15 protein-coding genes are annotated in these 18,942 nt (G+C 39.1%); 5 read left to right on the top strand and 10 right to left on the bottom strand.

The genetic code is table 11. The features are described from left to right. Positions 1-551: 551 nt before the first annotated feature. A complete protein-coding gene (locus H5157_RS03525; protein ID WP_182682808.1) occupies positions 552-1,184 on the bottom strand; it encodes a cytochrome c in 633 nt (210 codons plus the stop codon). A gap of 281 nt (positions 1,185-1,465) precedes the next feature. Here H5157_RS03525 and yihA point away from each other — a divergent pair, with 281 nt between their 5' ends. Further along, positions 1,466-2,134 (top strand): ribosome biogenesis GTP-binding protein YihA/YsxC, encoded by a 669-nt coding sequence (gene yihA, locus H5157_RS03520; RefSeq protein ID WP_007377272.1) that lies wholly within the window; start codon positions 1,466-1,468, stop codon positions 2,132-2,134. 9 nt (positions 2,135-2,143) lie between these two features. On the opposite strand, the gene H5157_RS03515 is transcribed toward yihA, so the two are convergent. The 3 genes from H5157_RS03515 to polA all read right to left on the bottom strand — a co-directional run bounded on the left by H5157_RS03515 (position 2,144) and on the right by polA (position 6,472). Continuing rightward, entirely contained in the window at positions 2,144-2,662 is a 519-nt protein-coding gene (locus H5157_RS03515) for a DUF1285 domain-containing protein (protein WP_182696383.1), read from the bottom strand. Next, entirely contained in the window at positions 2,659-3,246 is a 588-nt protein-coding gene (locus H5157_RS03510; protein WP_182694000.1) for a YceI family protein, read from the bottom strand. Before H5157_RS03510 ends, H5157_RS03515 begins: the two co-directional genes overlap by 4 nt. Before the next feature lie 490 nt (positions 3,247-3,736). Continuing rightward, positions 3,737-6,472 (bottom strand): DNA polymerase I, encoded by a 2,736-nt coding sequence (gene polA, locus H5157_RS03505; RefSeq protein WP_182724153.1) that lies wholly within the window; start codon positions 6,470-6,472, stop codon positions 3,737-3,739. 523 nt (positions 6,473-6,995) lie between these two features. Here polA and elbB point away from each other — a divergent pair. From elbB to H5157_RS03490, 3 genes are all read left to right on the top strand, one after another. Continuing rightward, a complete protein-coding gene (elbB, locus tag H5157_RS03500) occupies positions 6,996-7,643 on the top strand; it encodes an isoprenoid biosynthesis glyoxalase ElbB (RefSeq protein ID WP_182696384.1) in 648 nt (215 codons plus the stop codon). Between the two features lie 233 nt (positions 7,644-7,876). Further along, positions 7,877-8,272 carry a cytochrome c5 family protein gene (locus H5157_RS03495; RefSeq protein ID WP_182724152.1) on the top strand — a complete coding sequence of 132 codons (396 nt, stop codon included), beginning with the start codon at positions 7,877-7,879 and terminating at the stop codon, positions 8,270-8,272. A 164-nt stretch (positions 8,273-8,436) separates the two neighbouring features. Continuing rightward, the gene (locus H5157_RS03490; protein ID WP_182724151.1) at positions 8,437-11,001 is read left to right on the top strand and encodes a diguanylate cyclase domain-containing protein; all 2,565 of its coding nucleotides are present in this window, start codon (positions 8,437-8,439) and stop codon (positions 10,999-11,001) included. 15 nt (positions 11,002-11,016) lie between these two features. Here the strand turns inward: H5157_RS03490 and rep are convergent, their stop codons facing one another. After that, on the bottom strand, positions 11,017-13,035 hold the full coding sequence (gene rep, locus H5157_RS03485; protein WP_182724150.1) for a DNA helicase Rep: 2,019 nt from the start codon (positions 13,033-13,035) through the stop codon (positions 11,017-11,019). Positions 13,036-13,196: 161 nt separating this feature from the next. Here rep and H5157_RS03480 point away from each other — a divergent pair, with 161 nt between their 5' ends. Continuing rightward, on the top strand, positions 13,197-13,460 hold the full coding sequence (locus tag H5157_RS03480; protein WP_002959905.1) for a ubiquinone biosynthesis accessory factor UbiK: 264 nt from the start codon (positions 13,197-13,199) through the stop codon (positions 13,458-13,460). Between the two features lie 217 nt (positions 13,461-13,677). Here H5157_RS03480 and H5157_RS03475 read toward each other — a convergent pair whose 3' ends face one another. From H5157_RS03475 to ilvA, 5 genes are all read right to left on the bottom strand, one after another. Continuing rightward, positions 13,678-14,322, bottom strand: coding sequence for an NAD(P)H-binding protein (locus H5157_RS03475; protein WP_182724149.1), 645 nt, complete (start codon positions 14,320-14,322; stop codon positions 13,678-13,680). A 4-nt stretch (positions 14,323-14,326) separates the two neighbouring features. After that, the gene (gene can, locus H5157_RS03470; RefSeq protein ID WP_002959903.1) at positions 14,327-14,989 is read right to left on the bottom strand and encodes a carbonate dehydratase; all 663 of its coding nucleotides are present in this window, start codon (positions 14,987-14,989) and stop codon (positions 14,327-14,329) included. A 30-nt stretch (positions 14,990-15,019) separates the two neighbouring features. Beyond that, the gene (locus H5157_RS03465; protein ID WP_182724148.1) at positions 15,020-16,195 is read right to left on the bottom strand and encodes a methyltransferase; all 1,176 of its coding nucleotides are present in this window, start codon (positions 16,193-16,195) and stop codon (positions 15,020-15,022) included. 60 nt (positions 16,196-16,255) lie between these two features. Continuing rightward, a complete protein-coding gene (locus tag H5157_RS03460) occupies positions 16,256-17,290 on the bottom strand; it encodes an ABC transporter substrate-binding protein (RefSeq protein WP_182724147.1) in 1,035 nt (344 codons plus the stop codon). A 97-nt stretch (positions 17,291-17,387) separates the two neighbouring features. Then, positions 17,388-18,941 carry a threonine ammonia-lyase, biosynthetic gene (gene ilvA, locus H5157_RS03455; RefSeq protein ID WP_182724146.1) on the bottom strand — a complete coding sequence of 518 codons (1,554 nt, stop codon included), beginning with the start codon at positions 18,939-18,941 and terminating at the stop codon, positions 17,388-17,390. Position 18,942 lies beyond the last annotated feature (1 nt).

Genomic DNA, 18,942 nt, shown 5'->3' with positions numbered 1-18,942 from the left:
GCCTGCTAATCTGAGCGCCATTATCTGGACACTTCTCCCTTCGACTTTTTTTAGTCTTTATTATTTTTATTATTATCAGTCCGTATTGTTATTATTTTTACGTTCCTTGTTACATTCCATTTTGTTTTTGTTATTAAACTTCCATGAGTATTTTATTATTTTCGGTCATCGTGACACTTTTTTATTATTTCCTTTAGTAGCACCAATCTTGTGCTATGTAGTCATGCCGCGCCACTTTCCTTATAGCTTGTTTCCGTTTTGTTATTGTTCTTTTGCGACAGTGGTTAATTTACTCGTTAATGATTTTGTTACAACTGGTTTATATAACTTTTATTATACTTATTACATTTTAAAACAAAATAAACAATAAAATACAATAGGTTAATGATGAACAAGAAATAAAAAGAAGACTTTTCTCACACTAACGCATGGTCAATGTCTTACATTTAAACGGGTGATATCGTTAATTTTGCACACAAAAAAAGCAGCCTGGGCTGCTTTTTGTAAAACATTGTAGTGTATTTATTATTAATTGCTAAATAAATACGACTTTAGTGTAAACCACCTAAGTACTGAGAAAGTACTTCAATATCTTTATCTGTTAATTTCTTCGCTATATCGCCCATCATGCCATTTAAGTCATTGTGACGAGTTCCATCACGGAATTTTTCAAGTTGAGACTTGATATATCCAGGATGCTGAAAAGAAATTTTTGGAAACTTAGCAAGTGATGAACCGTTACCACGTGGACCATGACATGCTGCACATGATGGAATCCCACGCTCCGCATCGCCTGCTTTAAAGAGCATTTCGCCAACTTCAACAACATCTTTAGGTGTAGCACCTTCAGTCATGTTGATTGAAGAAAAATAAGCAGCTAGATCTTTCATGTCTTGCTCGCTAAGTGGCATAGCCATAGCGCTCATTACTGGATCCATACGCCCTTCTTTGCCGCCTGACGTCATACCTAATTTTAAATCCTGAAGTTGCTTAAGGATATAATCTGGATGTTGACCTGCAATTTTAGGGTAAATATTAACCGGCGCATTACCGTCTGGGCCGTGACAAGCCGCACACGTTGCTGATTTTTCTTTACCTGCGTTTACATCGCCATCAAATGCTGTTGCGTTGCTTGCTGACAACGCACCAAGCAATATTGTTAAAGATAGTGCTATTTTTTTCATGGTGAATTCTCTGTTTCCGACCCTGTATCATCTACAATCGTGATGTTGTAATACATATATTCTACACGATAATAAATTCTCTGGCACGTTTTCTACACATATTAAGCTTATAATTTACAGGGTTTTGACTTAGATTAAGCTTTAACATGTTTTAAATGTACCATAGGTGCTGTTTTTAGGTGGTTAAATACGCTTTTTAATACATCCTTTATAGTATAAAATACGCGCCCTGAGTGAATTTGGTTTACTCAATGTTATTTTTTTAAGTTTTAGGAGAGCCTGTGCTCAAATCTCGTATCAAATATAATACTGCGTCTTTCGTAACAAGCGCTCCCGACATTACTAAATTACCTGCTGATACGGGAATTGAAGTTGCGTTTGCCGGTCGCTCCAATGCAGGTAAGTCGAGTGCATTAAATGCATTAACCGATCAGAAGCTAGCACGTACAAGTAAAACACCTGGACGTACTCAGCTAATCAATACATTCGATTTAGCGGATGTTGACGATATGCGCCTTATCGATTTACCAGGCTATGGCTTTGCTAAAGTACCAATCGAAATGAAAAAGAAATGGCAAAAGTCGTTAGGTGAATATCTGCAAAAGCGTCAAAGCTTAAAAGGTATTGTTATTTTAATGGATATTCGTCATCCATTAAAAGATTTAGACCGTGATTTAATTAACTGGGCAATTGGTAGTGAGATTCCAGTATTGGCACTATTAACTAAAGCCGACAAACTAAAGCAAGGCCCTCGTAAATCACAAGTACTGCAAGTTCGCCGTGAATTAAGCACGCTTGATGGGGATATTACAGTTCATGCGTTTTCATCATTAAAGGGCACCGGTTTACCAGAAGTAGCTAAAAAGCTAGATGAATGGTTTTTAGGTCCTGTTATTGCTGTACCACCTACCGATGAAACAATCACAGACGAAACCAACCCAGAGGCTTAAACGCTGGCGTTACGATAAATAAAACTGCTTTCCTGCAGATTTAATAAAATAGCCGAGCTTATCAGACTCGGCTTTTTCAGCCCACTGATAAAATACACTGCGTGAAACTCGCGCACTACAACCATACGGTAGCTTTAAATAAGGCACCTTTGAACCATTGTAGTCTTTTATATGCAAGGGCTGCTGAGCGCTCACTAACCACTGCCTAGCTAAATTATCAATACAACACAACACTTGCCCTTGCGCTGTATTTTCAAAGCGCCAATCAACAATAATAAACGGCGCATCTTCAACCGTTATTGTTATTTTTTCGACAGGGGTTTTTAAATAAAATTGCTCACCTTCTTTACACAATACAGAAGCAAACAGCTTCACCATGGCTGGGCGTGTTATTTCGCTGCCATCGTAAAACCATTTCCCTTCATTATTAATAACAATTGGCAGCTCTCCACAATGGTTAGGCTGCCAACTATCAAAAGGTTTGCTTGGCTCGCTTAATCGCTTGCTAAGCTCACTTAAAGAAATCACTGTTTTTTAAGTGTTATTGCAAATGTAACAGGCACAGCTGTTGCAATTGAAGGCAAGCCCGCTAACTCTTGCAGCTTTTTAACGCCTTCGGTTACACCAAAATCATCACTATTAATAATAATAGGTGTTAATGATGATACCGTTAAATCACCACTTTGCGTGCTGTTAACGAGTACATCAATTGCCAATGGTTTTTTATTACCATGAAAATCAAGCTCAGCTGTAATACCCTTCAATACATATTGACCAGGCTTTTTGATATTACTTAGCTCTTTAGTTAAATTTGCAGTTAAAACAGCATTGGGGAATTTAGCCGCTTCGAATAAAAATGTAGCTAAACGCTCATTACGAATAGGGATTAGAGTTTCGGCTGATGTTAAATCAACATTAACGCTAAACTCACCTTTATCAGAAAGCATACCTTCAAGGTTAGTAAAATGGTGAGCTTCAGCAATCGAATCTTTTTTAATTGAAACAAAGCTTAGTTGGCTTTTATCATTCACTAGCTGCCAATTGGCCTGAGCAACATTAGAAATAACTAAACTTGATAAAGAAAAACCTGCAATAGCTAATGCTTTAAACATAACGCACTCCTTAGTAATAAAATGAAAAGAATAAAAATGATAGCACTTCGATGGTATCACCTGCGATGTACCCAAACCACCTCGAAGTGACGAATGCACAATACAATTGGTATAGCGCAAAAAAGAATTAATTAGATAGGATTTTTAGGCGTAAAACAAAAAACGGCCCACCAAACAAGTTGGTAGGCCGGTATAGCAAACTGGGGAGAAGCTATCAATTTGTTGCACCCTTTCAGATGCATCATCAACAGGATGTCCTACAGGATAGGACAGGCGGGACTTTAACAAAAGCACGCATTAAAATACAATCATATTCCTGTAAAACAGCTCGAATTGACGAACATATAACTATTTAATACAAATAGTTGCTTAAATTAACCTTATTTTAACTAAAGCTTGCATATAGCTAATTAAATAGCTGTTATTCGCCATTTTTATTAAACATAAAAAAAGCGCCAAAAGGCGCTTTAATTAAAATGCTCAAATTGCATTAATGGGCTTGTTCCCAGTTGTCACCTTCGTCGGCTTCAACAATAAGCGGCACATCAAGCGCTGCAGCTTGCGACATCAGCTCACAAATATGTTTTGTGTATTCAGGTGCGCAGTCTGTTTTAATTTCAAATACCAATTCATCGTGTACTTGCATTAGTAGCTTAATCGTATTTGGCGCCTGTTCGTGTACCCAGCGGTTAACGCTCAGCATTGCTTTTTTAATAATATCAGCAGCAGTACCTTGCATTGGTGCGTTTATAGCAGCACGTTCGGCTCCTTTTCTGCGCGCGCCATTACGTGCGTTTATTTCTGGTAAATGTAGGCGGCGACCAAATATTGTTTCAACGTAGCCATTTTCAGCTGCTTTTTCGCGTGTTGTTTCCATGTACTCTAATACACCAGGAAAACGCTCAAAGTATTTATCTATGTAATGCTGCGCTTCGTGGCGCGGCACATCTAGTTGACGTGCTAAACCAAATGCAGACATACCGTAAATTAAGCCAAAGTTTACTGCTTTCGCCTTGCGGCGCATATCGGTAGTTACATCATCAAGCTCTACACCAAATACTTCAGCGGCAGTTGCACTGTGTACATCTAAGCCGTTAGCAAATGCATTTAATAGACCTTTGTCTTGTGAAAGGTGCGCCATAATACGCAGCTCAATTTGGCTGTAATCGGCAGCGACAATTTTGTAACCATCTGCAGCTATAAACGCTTCACGAATTCGACGCCCTTCTTCTGAACGAATAGGAATATTTTGTAAATTAGGATCGGTTGAACTCAAGCGCCCCGTTGCTGTAATTGCCTGATGATATGACGTATGTACACGCTGGGTTTTCTCATTCACCATTAATGGTAATTTATCAGTATAAGTCGATTTAAGCTTTGATAAACCACGATGCTCTATAATTACTTTAGGTAGTGGATAATCATGAGCAAGCTCTTGCAATACTTCTTCTGCGGTAGAAGGTGCACCTTTAGGTGTTTTTTTGATAATAGGCAGGCCAAGCTTTTCAAACAACAATACTTGTAGTTGCTTAGGAGAGCTTAAATTAAATGGTTCGCCTGCTATTTCAAATGCTTCTTTTTCAAGCTCAATTAAACGCTCGCCTAATCGTTGGCTATGTGCTGCAAGCATATTGCTATCAATTGCAACGCCGGTTCGTTCAATATCAGAAATCACACTAACAAGTGGCATTTCTATATCTTCGAATACAGATTTTAGCTTTTCATCAGCCGCTATTTTTGGCCAAAGCACTTCATGTAGGCGTAAAGTAATATCGGCATCTTCTGCAGCGTAAAGCGCAGCTTTTTCAAGTTCAATTTGGTTAAAGGTAAGTTGCTTTTTACCTTTGCCAGCAATATCTTCAAAGCTAATATTTTTATGACCTAGATATTTAAGTGCTAGCGAGTCCATATCGTGGCGTGTACCCACACTATTAAATACGTATGACTCAAGCATGGTGTCAAACTTAATACCATTTAGCGCAAAACCTGCATTCGCTAATACACTTTTGTCGTATTTAAGGTTTTGCCCTACTTTAGCTTTGTTTTCATCGGCCAAAATTGGACCTAGCTTTTGCATTACAAATTCCAGACTTAATTGCTCAGGCGCACCCGGGTAGTCATGCGCTAGAGGTAAATACACAGCTTCACCCGCTTTTACGGCAAAACTCATACCCACTAATTGCGCTTTCATGTAATCAAGGCTGGTAGTTTCTGTATCAAATGCAAATAACTCGGCACTATTTAATTGCTCTATTAACGTATCAAATTGCGCTTGCGTTAAAATAGTTTCGTAATGGGCATCTTCTACTTTTGGTAATTCAGTGGCTTCGGTAGGTACAGCTAGATGTGTTTCTGCATCTTTGGGATTATCTAGTAACTCAGCTAACCAACGACGAAATTCACACTCACCATATAGTGCAATTAATTCGTCTTTATTTGGCTCTTGTAATTTGAACGTATCAAGATCTGATTCGACTTCAACATCGCACTTAATTGTTGCAAGCTCGTAGCTTAAAGGCAGATGATCGAGAGCTGCAGCTAACTTTTCACCTATTTTACCCTTAATCTCACTTGCGTGATCCATTACACCTTGCAACGAGCCATATTTCTCTAACCACTTAACGGCCGTTTTAGGCCCACAGCCTTCAACACCTGGGATATTGTCGACCTTATCGCCCATTAGTGCCAAGTAATCGATAATAAGTTCGGGGCCTACACCAAACTTTTCCACTACGGTAACAGGATCTGAAATACTGTCGGTCATCGTGTTTATTAATGTAACGTGTTCATTTACAAGTTGCGCCATATCTTTATCACCAGTGGAGACAAGGACATGCCGTTTTTGCTCAGTTGCAATGCGTGCAAATGTGCCAATAACATCATCAGCTTCAACGCCTTCGATACTAATTAGCGGAAAACCCATCGCTTTGATAATGTTATGTATTGGTGCTATTTGCGTACGTAAGTCATCCGGCATCGGCGGGCGATTTGCCTTATATTCGCTATACATATCGTTACGGAACGTTTTGCCTTTAGCATCAAATATAACCACCATGTGTGAGGGATCATATTGTCTGATCAAGCTTTTGAGCATGTTGATCACGCCGTAAATAGCGCCCGTAGCCTCACCTTTAGAATTAGTTAAATGCGGCGGAGAATGATAAGCACGAAATAAATATGACGAGCCATCAACTAAAATAAGTGGGTTTTCGGGGATCTGAGCCATGGTGAATTTGGATCCTAAATGCAAAAAATTAAGGTAATTATAAGCATGCCATAAGGTAGTAAATAAAACGACTGTGAATTACTGTTTATCGTGTTATTAAAACTAGAGCAAGCTGTGGATAAGTGTGTAGATAACAGCCACGAGCTATTCTTCCAAAGCATTATAAAATGCCTAGAAAATACTTTAACTGCATGTTTTAATTTAAAAAAGATAATACGAGGTTCTTTTTTTATTATTTTAAACCAATGTGGAAAAAGGTTTTCTAACGACTGCTTCTGTTGTTATTCACTTTGATTATTCGCGTCCATTTAAATAACCGGAGGAGTATTCTAGCACAATGGATCGAAGATCATAGCGATCCTTTATAATTTTTTTAAAGGCAAAGTGATCGCAAATGGCATAAACCGCAAAACGACTTGCACTGCGAATGATTTTTGTACTAAAAATTTATTTTCGCGAGAAATTTTGAGCATGTTAAACTTCATCCGATCGACTTATAAAAAAGACTTTAGGGGACAAAAGCATGAAAAACGTAGCAGTAATATTAGCAGGGTCTGGTGTGTACGATGGTAGTGAAATTAATGAAGCAATTTTAACTTTATTACATATAGCCAAAAATGGCGCAACGTATCAGTGTTTTGCACCAGATATTGAACAACTTCATACCATTAACCATTTAACAGGTGAAGTAATGCCTGATAAACGCAATGTATTAACAGAAGCTGCTCGCATTGCACGAGGTGACATTAAATCGCTGATTGAACTAGACGTGACTCAGTTTGACGCATTAATTGTACCTGGCGGTTTCGGTGCTGCAAAAAACTTATGCGATTTTGCAATTAAAGGCGCAAAAGCAAATATCAATCAGGACGTCCTTAATGCTTGTAAATCATTTGCAAAAGCAAATAAGCCTGCAGGTTATATGTGTATTGCACCCGCATTGATCCCATTTATTTACGATAACGCCGCACTTACTATTGGTAACGATGTAGAGACAGCACAAGCGCTAAGCACATTAGGCGCTAAACATATAGATTGTGCGGTTGACGGTGTAGTTATCGATGAACCAAATAAGTTAGTTACCACCCCTGCTTACATGTTGGCAGAATCGATTCTTGAAGCCGACGCAGGGATCGCAAAACTAGTTAGTAGCGTATTATCAATAAATTGATTTTGATCTTAGGATCTAAAAAGTTAATTGTATGACTGATTACGCTTATTAAATTGCTTAACAAAAAACAGTAAATAATTAAATTTTATTGCGTTAACGCAAAAAGTAGTCAGTTTTATTAATAAAAACGGCTCTTAGCATTTTATAAATTGGCCCAGAGAGTTATAATCGGTTTAATTTCCGTCATCTTTAATCGTGATTGATCACGTTCAAATCGAAGTGAGCAAGGCAAAATGAAAAAATTAACAGCTGCAGCATTATTATTGCTAGCAACCACTGCATACGCACAGCCATATGATAACTCTATGACTGAAAATGCAATTAAAGCACGTCTCGCGCCGGTTGGTGCTGTATACCTTGAAGGCGATAAAGCTGCAGTTGCAGCGGCGCCTACTGGTCCTCGCTCTGGTGAGCAAGTATATCAAGGTGCATGTTTTGCATGTCACGGCACTGGTGCACTAGGCGCGCCTAAATCGGCTGACGATTGGGCTCCACGTATTGCTAAAGGTAAAGACACTTTACTTGAGCATGCACTAAATGGCTTTAATGCTATGCCTCCAAAAGGCACGTGTATGGATTGTTCTGATGATGAGATTAGCGCTGCTATCGACTTTATGACATCTAAATAAGCTCGATTGAAATATACAAAAAAGGTTTACTTCTGTAAGCCTTTTTTAATGCCTAAAATAGTGTGTCTAGCTACTGCTTTAGTAGGAATATCAACTTGACGATAAGCACTAAAAGTGAAAGTATAAGGCTAATAACTATACAATAAAAATAGCCGGTTAGATCATTGGAAGATAAACTATCAGTATCGAGTAAATTGGCGTATCAAAATAAACGCCTTAGAGCGCTTCTCGAAAAATACAAACAATCACATCACTTACAAAATGCCCTGATCCAATTATCAGAGCAGGCAAGTACTGTGGCCGAGCTAACCCTGCTATACCCCGCCATCCATGACATTTTACAAAAGTACGTACCTAGTAAAAGTTTTTATGTGGTGCTGCTAAATCAATACAGCCAATCACTAGAGCTTTCTTACTTTTCAGATGAAAAAGATGGTATTGCCGTCGCCCTTAACCAATCAAATAGCTTTGATGAAGGCGCCACGGGTTATGTATTTAAACAGGGTAAAACCACATGTTTTACCAAGCAGCAAATGCAAGATGCTGCAGCAGAAGGTTTATTTAAAGCATTAGGCACTCCTGCCGAACATTGGGTAGGCGTACCTGTTTACCAAGAACATAATATTATCGGTGTTTTAGCAGCGCAAAGTTACGATACAAAACAAGGCTATAGCTCACAGCAAATACAACTACTTGAGTTTATGTCGCTTTATTTGGCAACAGCAATAGAGCGTGTAAAAAAACGAGAGCTTCTTGAGTCAGAAGTTAAAATTCGCACCCGCGCACTCACTCAAAGTAACGATGCACTAAACCTTGAAATAGAGCAGCGTAAACGCGCACTTCAACGCCAACAAATTCTATTTAAAATATCTGAGATAGCAACACAAGCTAAAAACCTTGATGACGCTTATTTTAAGATACACGAAATAATAAAAACAATTACCTACGCAGAAAACTTATATATTGCGCTTTATGATAAAGAAACAGGGTGGATTAGTTTTCCTTATTGCGTAGATGAATTTAAAGAAAATACACAGCCAAGACGCTTTGCTAAAGGTTATAGCGAACTGGTAATAAGCACCGAAGAAACACAACTAATACACCCATGTAGAGCAAAAGAATTAATAGTAAGCGGTGTGGTACAACGTTCAGCACCTGTACCAAAAGAGCAAATGGCCACTAGCTGGTTAGGCGCTCCACTTAAAACAGCTCAAGGTGTTATCGGCCTTATTGTTTGCCAAGCCTACGATAACAAACATATTTTCAGCCGAGATGATTGCGAGTTAATTACCTTTGTATCGCATCAAATTGCAGCTGTTTTACAAACAAAGCTCGTCAATCAAGCAATTGCAAAAAGCCATCAAGAACTCGAATTTAGAGTAAACGAAAAAACCAAAGAATTGCGTCAAACTAATCTGCACTTACAAATGCAAATAGATGAGCGAAAAAAAATAGAGCAGCAGCTTTATCATGATGCACATCACGATTCACTTACGAGCTTGCCTAATCGTAGTCTATTTTTAACTCAGCTCGAAAAAACGCTACAACATTATCAACGTTTTCCTGAGCACCACTTTGCTGTTTTGTTTATCGATTTAGATAAATTTAAAGATATTAACGATCAGCTTGGCCACCATGCAGGCGATCAATTTTTAATTAACGTAAGTGAGTTATTTGCCCAATGTATACGCGAGCATGATTTACTAGCACGTTTAGGCGGGGATGAATTTGTTATTTTATTAACCCATTTAACTGAGCCTCAACAAGCAGAAGATGTTGCAAATCGTATTATAGATTTAATGAAAAAACCCTTTTATCTTAAAGGTGAGTCTTTACAAAGTGGCGCAAGTATAGGGATAACCTACTCAAAGAAAAGCTATACGCATACAGATGAAATTATTCGTGATGCCGATGCCGCCATGTATCACGCCAAAAACTCAGGAAAAAATCGTTACGAGTTATTTCATCCGCTATTAACGCAATCAATACCTGCGCAGACTCTAAAAGCACAACATCACCTTGATATATTACCTATGAGTTTTAGAAGCTCAGAAATAATTACGCTTGATGAGCAACAACAGTCTGAATCTTTATTTGAAGCATTTGGTGAACACCCAATACTTGGCTTTACTAGCTTTGATATTTTGAAAAAGTTTGCATCAGATAAAGAGCAGCATCTGCAAGTAGAGTTACAACTATTACAACGCGCCTATGCACAAGCAATTACTGCAAATGTAGCTATGGCATTGGTTCCTTGCTCTGGTTTGCTACTTGAGGAACACGAATTTGTTTTATTTACCGATACGCTAAATAAACAACAAGGACAAAGCCAACTCTGTTTATTGTTTGATGAACAAGAAATTCGCCACGCATGTGCAACGCAAATAAAAAACCTCAAAACGCTATCACAACTTGGTTATTCAATTGGTTTAAACAATTTTGCTAAAGACAGGTGCGAACTTAATTTACTAACCGATATTAATTTTGATTATTTACTACTTAGCTCGACCTTTAGTAAACGTGTTTTACAACAAGAAAGATACGATTTTCAGCTACAGGGCGTGCTTGCAATTACAAAGCTCAAAGCAATGAAGGTCATTGCTAAAGGCCCATCAATACTTAATTTTAGAGCTTTATTAGATAAACACGGTTTGGCATTTTTTGTAGGTAAACAACACGCTTTAGTATGCTCTGAGTTACCTGAAGTGCAAGCAACCCAGTCTTTATAAAGTTAGCCTGAGGTATTACTCAGGCTTTTTAAACATCGCTCGTAAGTTAGCGACTCTTGCTTGGCCTTTTTCCATGCGCTCTGCTTGGGTATTTGGCGCCTTTTTGTTTTCGAACGCAAGATCGTCCTGCGGTAACTCTTGTACAAATCGGCTTAATTCAGTTTGTGAGGTTTCACCAAATTGACGACGTATCTTTGCATAAGTAAGTGTTAACTCCTGCTGTGCGCGAGTAATACCAACATAAGCTAAGCGACGTTCTTCATCTACGTTGTCCTCATCAATACTTACCTGATGCGGAAGTAAACCCTCTTCCATACCCACCATAAATACGTACGGGTACTCTAAGCCCTTTGATGCATGTAGTGTTGATAAGTGCACTGCATCGGTTTCATCTTCTTCTTCGTTACGCTCAAGCATATCGCGAAGGGTTAGCTTGCTAACAACCTCGGCTAATGTCATTGGTTCGTTGTCGGCATCACCGGTCAACATATCTGTTATCCAACGATACAGCTCTGATACGTTTTTCATACGCATTTCAGCCGCTTTTGCACTCGGTGACGACTCGTACAAATATGCCTCGTAATTAATATTACGCACTAAGTCTTTAACAGCTTCGAGCGTATCACCGCGTACTGCGTTATCAGATAGCTCAACAACCCAGCGTGCAAATCCAGCAAGCGCATTAAAGCCACGCCCTTTTAGTCTGTAGCCTAAATCGTTATCAAAACAGGTAGCAAACAAGCTCGCGTGCTTTTCATTAGCAAGCGTACCAAGCTTTTCAAGGGTAACCGTGCCTATTTCGCGTCGCGGTGTATTTACGATACGTAAAAATGCATTGTCATCATCTTGATTAACTAGCAAACGTAAATACGCCATAATATCTTTAATTTCTGAGCGAGCGAAAAACGACATACCGCCACTAATTTTATAAGGGATACGGTTACTCATTAGTGATTTTTCAAAGCCACGTGCTTGATGATTACCACGATATAAAATCGCGTAATCTTTATAGCTGGTTCGCTTCATAAACTTATGTGAAATTATTTCAGCAACCACACGCTCAGATTCATGCTCTTCATCGCGGCACCCTATTACTTTAATCGGCTCTCCATAACCTAGTTCACTAAATAACTTTTTCTCTATGTCATGTGGGTTATTGGCAATTAAAATGTTAGCTGCTTTTAGTATTCGCCCTGCACTTCGATAGTTTTGTTCAAGCTTTATAAGTCTAAGCCCTGGGTAGTCTTTACCTAATAACACTAAGTTTTGCGGGCGAGCACCACGCCATGAGTAAATTGATTGATCGTCATCACCTACCACAGTAAAACGGGCACGCTCGCCTACTAGCAATTTAACAAGTTGATATTGGCTTGTATTGGTATCTTGATACTCATCCACCAGCAAGTATTTAAAGCGTTGCTGCCAGCGCTCACGAGATGTGGCGTTATTAGTAAGTAACAAAGTAGGGATCATAATTAAATCATCAAAATCCAGTGCATTATAAGCACGTAGCTGGTTTTGATATCGAGCATACAACTGTGCAAACAATGCCTTTTGCGCATCACACGCTTCGCGTATTGCTTGCTCTGGCAGTACTAATTCGTTTTTCCAACTACCAATTTCCATTTTAAGTAGTTTGAGTAAGTCCTTGTCTTTTTTTAGCTCATCTTCGGTGAGTTCACTAAGAAGCTGATTGGTATCTTGATCATCAAATAACGAAAAGCCGGGTTTAAACCCTAATGTGCTTAACTCTTTTTTTATTATTTCTAAACCGAGTGTATGAAACGTTGATACCCATAAACCTTTAGCGTCTTGTTTACCGAGCGTTTGCAGTACTCGCTCACGCATTTCTTTGGCTGCTTTATTGGTAAAAGTAACGGCGGCTATATTTCGCGCTTTGTACTCACATTTTTTCACTAAATAAGCGATTTTATTCGTAATAACACGGGTTTTACCAGAGCCTGCGCCCGCGAGTACTAAGCAGGGACCACTAATATATTTTACGGCTTCATCTTGTTTAGGATTGAGTTTCATAACGACCAAAGAAATTTAAAAGACGCGCAATTTTAACGTAACCATTACAGCGAGCATAGCAATTGCCTTAATTAATTAAGGTAAAGATGATCATGTGTTAAATACCGTGGGTATAAGGTAATATTAGTTATTATCATTTAGGCAATGCCGAAGGGACAAATATGATCAACCCAGCAAAACTTGAAGAAATTGCTAAGCAAATTACTAGCAATATGCCACAAGGTGTAAAAAACCTAGCAGACACACTCGAAGGTAAAACGAAGCAAGTTCTACAAAACAAGCTTGCTGAGATGGACTTTGTGAGCCGTGAAGAATTTGATGTGCAAAGCCAAGTACTTATTCGTACTCGCGAAAAGTTAACCGAACTTGAAGCTAAAGTTTCATTGCTTGAGCAACAACTTAGCGCTAAAACTGACGCTGAATAATTATACCAATTGCATTAAATTAGTGTTCTATTATAGCGATAAGAAAATAGCTCAATAACAAGGCTAAAATTATGGTACGTAGTTGTTCTATATAAATAATTTTTAACGTAGTTAGTGAGTTATTTAATACACTAGGATGATCATTTTTTTAATAAGATTGGTATTAATTTAATGTACAAAAAAGGCAGCTTAGGCTGCCTTTTGCATTTTACCAAGTTTATTCAAATAGCTCATCAAGTACATAATAAGACAACTTAGCCTGCTGAGCTAAACTCACACTCAGCATTTTTTGCGCAACTTGTTCGCCAGTTATTGGTTTGTAACGCTTTAAAAACGCAAATCGTGTAATAACAGGAAAAATAATACTGCCTATCTTTTCTGCCACTCTAAATTGCTCACGATCGCCTAATAATAAAGATGGTTGTAAAATACTTATTTTATCAAAAGGGAGTGCTTTAATATGTTGCTCAAGCTCTCCCTTCATTTTCAAATAAGCACTATTACTGTGCGTATTCGCCCCGCTTGATGACACTAAGCAATAATGCGTAACGCCATTACATGCCGCTAACTGCGCCGCTATAAACTGATAATCAAAATCAACTTTACGCTGAGCGTATATCGAGCCCGCTCGTTTACGGGTTGTGCCCAAACACGAAAACAATACATCACCTTTAAAAAGCTCAACATATTGAGTTAATTTTTCAAAATCAATAACGTGATTAACTAGCTTTGCATGTGTGACAGGCAGAGCTCGACGGCTTAACGTAACTACTTTTGTATAACGATCGCTATTAAGTAACTTATGGAGCAACTCATTACCGACCAAGCCTGTAGCACCTGTTAACACCGCCGTTTTAGTCATGGATTTATTTATTTTCACCCACTTTTTTAAATACGTGTTGCACTGCTTTTTTGTAGCTTTGTGTTTCTTCACTCGCGCACGTTACTACAGATTCTAAATCATGAAGATGGCCGTTTTCTAAACCATAAACCCAACCATGAACGCTTAGTTCTTGGCCTCGCTCCCAGGCATCTTGCACAATGTTAGTACGACACACATTACGTACTTGCTCAATTACATTTAGCTCAATAAGGCGGCTTAAGCGTTCGCTTTCTGGCATTGCGTCGAGTTGTTCAAGATGCTTTTCTTTTACATCTCCTACATGGCGTAGCCAATTATCAATAAAGCCAAATTTAGCATTGTTTAAAACGGCTTGTACGCCACCACAACCATAGTGACCTACTACCATTATATGTTTTACTTTTAAAACCTCTACAGCGTACTGCATAACCGACAAACAGTTATGGTCAGTGTGTACAACCACGTTAGCAACGTTACGATGTACAAATAATTCGCCTGGTAATAAATCAACTATTTGATTTGCAGGTACACGAGAGTCTGAACAACCAATCCATAAATACTCTGGATTTTGTTGCATAGATAAAATTTTAAAAAACTCAGGGTCTGCTTCACTTGTACGAGCAGCCCAACGTTTGTTGTTATCGAATAAATTTTTTAACTTTCTCATTGCATCTCTTATTAAGTCGAGGACGGAAATTTAATGGACATTAGCAAGAATCAAAATATTACGAGGCGTTAACTGCTTTTTACAAAACGTTTTAACGCTTACTTGATAACCTTGCTGTTGCAAATATAAAGCACGATCGAGCACAAGCCAAACTTCAATTGCCCTTCTGAACACATGTCGAACCAGTTCAACTCGGTCAGTTATTTTTTTTCGAGCCACCCCAACCTCTAAATACTTAATATAATCAGTATCTTGAGGTAATTTTAATGCCTTTTTATCTGCAGCCCATGCACAAAACGATTTAAACGAATCTGAGAATATAGCTTTGTTGACCGAAGGTACGCTTACGTAATATTGCTCGCCAGTGATCGACTTTCTTAGTGCATCAAAACCAAGTCGCCACTCAAGTTCTGTTTTACGTACTTTTTCCAGACGAGAAGGCGCTGTGACAGTTTCTTGTAATGCGAGCTTTAAATCACGATGCGTTAGATTAAGCTCACTTTTATTTGCATCCTCACTCATTGCACGGTACTCATTAGCCGTGAATAAATGGTAGCAACAAGGTGAAAAGCTAATTTGCTGTACTTTCGCTAAACTTGCTTGGCGCATAAATGCTTGGTGTAAGCCACCGCATGCGTGAAGTGCTACAGCATGCATGTCTGTATTAAAAAATTGAGTGATATCGTCTTTTAATACATCTGCTTGGCTAAAGTGCATTGCTAAGCCTTGTTGCTGTGCACTTTTTTGTCCTTGCTCGCATAAGCTTTGTTGCAGTTCAATACTATGCACATTACTTGCGCCATTAAACGCAAGCATTCGACCTAAGTGCCCTTTACCCGCGCACCACTCTAAAACAGGTTGCTTGGTATTAGGTAGTGCTGATACAAAATCTTGTAACTGTTCAAACTTACGACCTTTAATGCCGTTACTTATCCAAAATGGATAATCAGCTTGAGAGTGGGCTGTGCTAGGTAACTCGCATAACTTTGCAAGTTCATCAAGTTGGTTTATGTGCTGGCTAAAAAATTGGTATAGCTGGTTTTGATCGTTATCAAGAACGCTTACCTGATCATCAGTTAGTTCGCTAAGTATGCCTTGTAGCTCTGGCCAAGGTATAGTGTCAAAATCAAATGCAGTGCACTGCCAATACTGACGATGATGCATTAAAAGTGAATCAAGTGCTAAAAATTGCTCAGCTAAAGTCATAACAGCTTAGAAAATAAAAAAGACAATTAATTATATCAGTTTCGTGAATTACCTAAGCAGTTAATTTTTACTAAAAATCAGCCGTAAATACAAAGGTATTGAAATAATACTTACCAAAATAGCTGCCATGAGCATCCACGATAACTGCATCTTTTCAGGCTCTTGATATTTATAAATAAAGTGAGATTTCACTTCGTCAAATTCGTTTTGCGGTATGCCATATAAGTCCGCAATTAAGCGCCACTTTGCTATCGACATATGCCCTAAACTGGTGGTGGGTGGGGTTACATAACTTTTTAGTACTTCAGCCTCAAAAGCGAGCTGATAAAAGCTTTTACCCGGTGCATAGTTTTGCTGGGTGACTGCAATGGCTTCATCCATGTTCATCATTGCATAACGCCACCCTTTTAGGCTCGCTTGGTAGAATTTTTCGACCGTTTGAGGATTTTTCTTAAGCATGTTTTCGCTGGTAAATAAAATGTCGCTGTATACGTCCATACCATAACGCTGTGGGCAAACAAGTCGATGAGCTACGCCTTGTTGGGTCATATAATAAGGCTCTGTAGTAACATATACTTGCATAGCATCTAGCTTGTTTTCAATCCAAGCCTGGCCTGGATTTTCGCCATCGTAAACTTTGAGTTTATCTACATCAACGCCACTGCGTTTAAGCATAATAAGTAATTCGGCGCCATCATTTTTGCTTACCGCAGTAATACGTTTATTAACAAAGTCACGTGGATGAAAAATATCAGACGTGTCTTTAACCATCCAGCAGTAAGGTGAAAATTGTAATAAGGCAGCCATAGCAACAAGAGGTTGTCCATTAATACGTTGCTGTAAAATACCAGAGTGCCCTACTCCAAATTGTGCTTCGCCACTGGCGACAGGAGCAAAGGTATCAGGTTTCATTGGATTAGCTTGTTTAATAGTTACATCAAGGCCCGCTTCATTATAAAAGCCTTTTTGCTTTGCCATATAGTAGCCAGCAAACTGAAACTGATGTGTCCATTTTAGCTGTAATGTGACTGATTCTTGCGCCGCGATATGGCTACAAAAAAAGCACAATCCAATGATTAATCCTTTAAATAGCAACTAGGTGCCCTCAAAAAGTATGACGATTACCTGTAACTATATGTAAAACGTGCGATAAAGCAAGCACCCTAGTTAGGTGCCTGCCTTTAAAGAAGGATTATACTGAGGCGAGTTTTTCGGCTTTTACTGCTTGGGGCTTTGATGTTAAAAATTGGCTAAAGCACGGATTTTGTGTTTCATCTTGTACACTGTAACCTAAACGGTTTAAGTGCTCGTTAAACATCTCATACTGACTCGGCTCAATAGCAAAACCTGCCAGTACATTCCCCATCGAACCACCGTGATTACGATAATGAAATAAGGTAATGTTCCAATTACTACCTAAAGTATCTAAAAAGCGTGCAAGCGCACCTGGATACTCTGGAAATTCAAAGCGAAGTAAGCGCTCATGTAATTGCTCGGGTGCTTTTCCGCCAACCATATAGCGCACATGTAATTTAGCGAGTTCGTTATCCGACAGATCGCAAAATTGGTAGTCATTATTTGTTAAGTCTTGCTTTAGCTCATTAAGCTCTTGCTCGCCTTGGCGCAGGGCAATACCTACAAATATTTGTGCTTCACCAGGTCCTGCATAACGGTAGTTAAACTCAGTAATAGCACGGCCACCTAAAGAAGCACAAAACTGTTTAAAGCTGCCTTTTTCTTCTTTAATAGTAACCGCTAATAACGCTTCGTTTTTTTCACCCAGCGCAGTGCGCTCTGCAACATAACGCAGGCGATCAAAGTTTAAATTAGCACCGGATAAAACAGCCGCTAAATGTAACCCTTTTAAACCCGACTGCTGGCTCCATTTTTTAAGCCCTGCCGTTGCAAGTGCACCTGAAGGCTCTGCTATTGCACGGGTAGATACAAAAATATCCTGCATGGCAGCACATATTTCGTCGCTGGTGACGGTTATAACTTCATCACAAAACTTTTGCGCTAAGCGAAATGTTTCAGTGCCAATAATTTTAACCGCTACGCCATCAGCAAAACTACCAACGCGCTCAAGCTCTACCGGTTTGCCTGCTTTAAGTGCCGCTTGTAAACATGCACTTTCGTCGGCTTCTACACCAATTACTTTTATATCTGGACGCAGCGATTTAATATAAACCGCCATCCCAGCAAGTAAACCGCCGCCGCCAACAGGAATAAACACCGCATCAAGCTCGTTTAATTGCTGCATAAGCTCGCGTGCTACAGTACCTTGACCAACAATGACGTCTGGGTCATCAAATGGTGGAACAAATATACCGTTTCGTTGCTCTGTAAGCTCAAGCGCATGTGCTTTTGCGGCATCAAAATGATGCCCATGTAGCACAACTTCACCGCCAAGCGCACGTACCGCACTTACTTTTATTTCAGGCGTTGTTACTGGCATTACAATTGTAGCTTGATGCCCTAAGTGAGAAGCACTTAGTGCAACGCCTTGAGCATGATTACCCGCTGAAGCAGTTATAACCACTGAGCCTTTAGGTAATTTATTTAATTTGTTATACGCACCGCGTAATTTAAATGAATACACGGGCTGTTGGTCTTCACGCTTTAACCAAACATGGTTACCTAATTTAGCACCAAGCTCAGCCATTTCGCTGACCTCGGTAACTTTAGCCAAAGGCTCCATGTTTGCTTGAATAATAGCGCGAAAATAATCGAGCTCTTGAGAGACCATA

The organism is Pseudoalteromonas sp. SG43-3, assembly GCF_014164385.1.
In the GTDB taxonomy this organism is placed as follows: Bacteria; Pseudomonadota; Gammaproteobacteria; order Enterobacterales; family Alteromonadaceae; genus Pseudoalteromonas; species Pseudoalteromonas distincta.
Note: the sequence above shows the minus strand (reverse complement) of the source record. Positions and strands in the feature narration are given on the sequence as shown.

Coding starts and splice junctions, on each gene's coding strand:
- H5157_RS03525 (WP_182682808.1), bottom strand. CDS start 1,184: ATGAAAAAAATAGCACTATCTTTAACAATATTGCTTGGTGCGTTGTCA.
- H5157_RS03510 (WP_182694000.1), bottom strand. CDS start 3,246: ATGTTTAAAGCATTAGCTATTGCAGGTTTTTCTTTATCAAGTTTAGTT.
- polA (WP_182724153.1), bottom strand. CDS start 6,472: ATGGCTCAGATCCCCGAAAACCCACTTATTTTAGTTGATGGCTCGTCA.
- elbB (WP_182696384.1), top strand. CDS start 6,996: ATGAAAAACGTAGCAGTAATATTAGCAGGGTCTGGTGTGTACGATGGT.
- H5157_RS03495 (WP_182724152.1), top strand. CDS start 7,877: ATGAAAAAATTAACAGCTGCAGCATTATTATTGCTAGCAACCACTGCA.
- rep (WP_182724150.1), bottom strand. CDS start 13,035: ATGAAACTCAATCCTAAACAAGATGAAGCCGTAAAATATATTAGTGGT.
- H5157_RS03480 (WP_002959905.1), top strand. CDS start 13,197: ATGATCAACCCAGCAAAACTTGAAGAAATTGCTAAGCAAATTACTAGC.
- H5157_RS03475 (WP_182724149.1), bottom strand. CDS start 14,322: ATGACTAAAACGGCGGTGTTAACAGGTGCTACAGGCTTGGTCGGTAAT.
- can (WP_002959903.1), bottom strand. CDS start 14,989: ATGAGAAAGTTAAAAAATTTATTCGATAACAACAAACGTTGGGCTGCT.
- H5157_RS03465 (WP_182724148.1), bottom strand. CDS start 16,195: ATGACTTTAGCTGAGCAATTTTTAGCACTTGATTCACTTTTAATGCAT.
- ilvA (WP_182724146.1), bottom strand. CDS start 18,941: ATGGTCTCTCAAGAGCTCGATTATTTTCGCGCTATTATTCAAGCAAAC.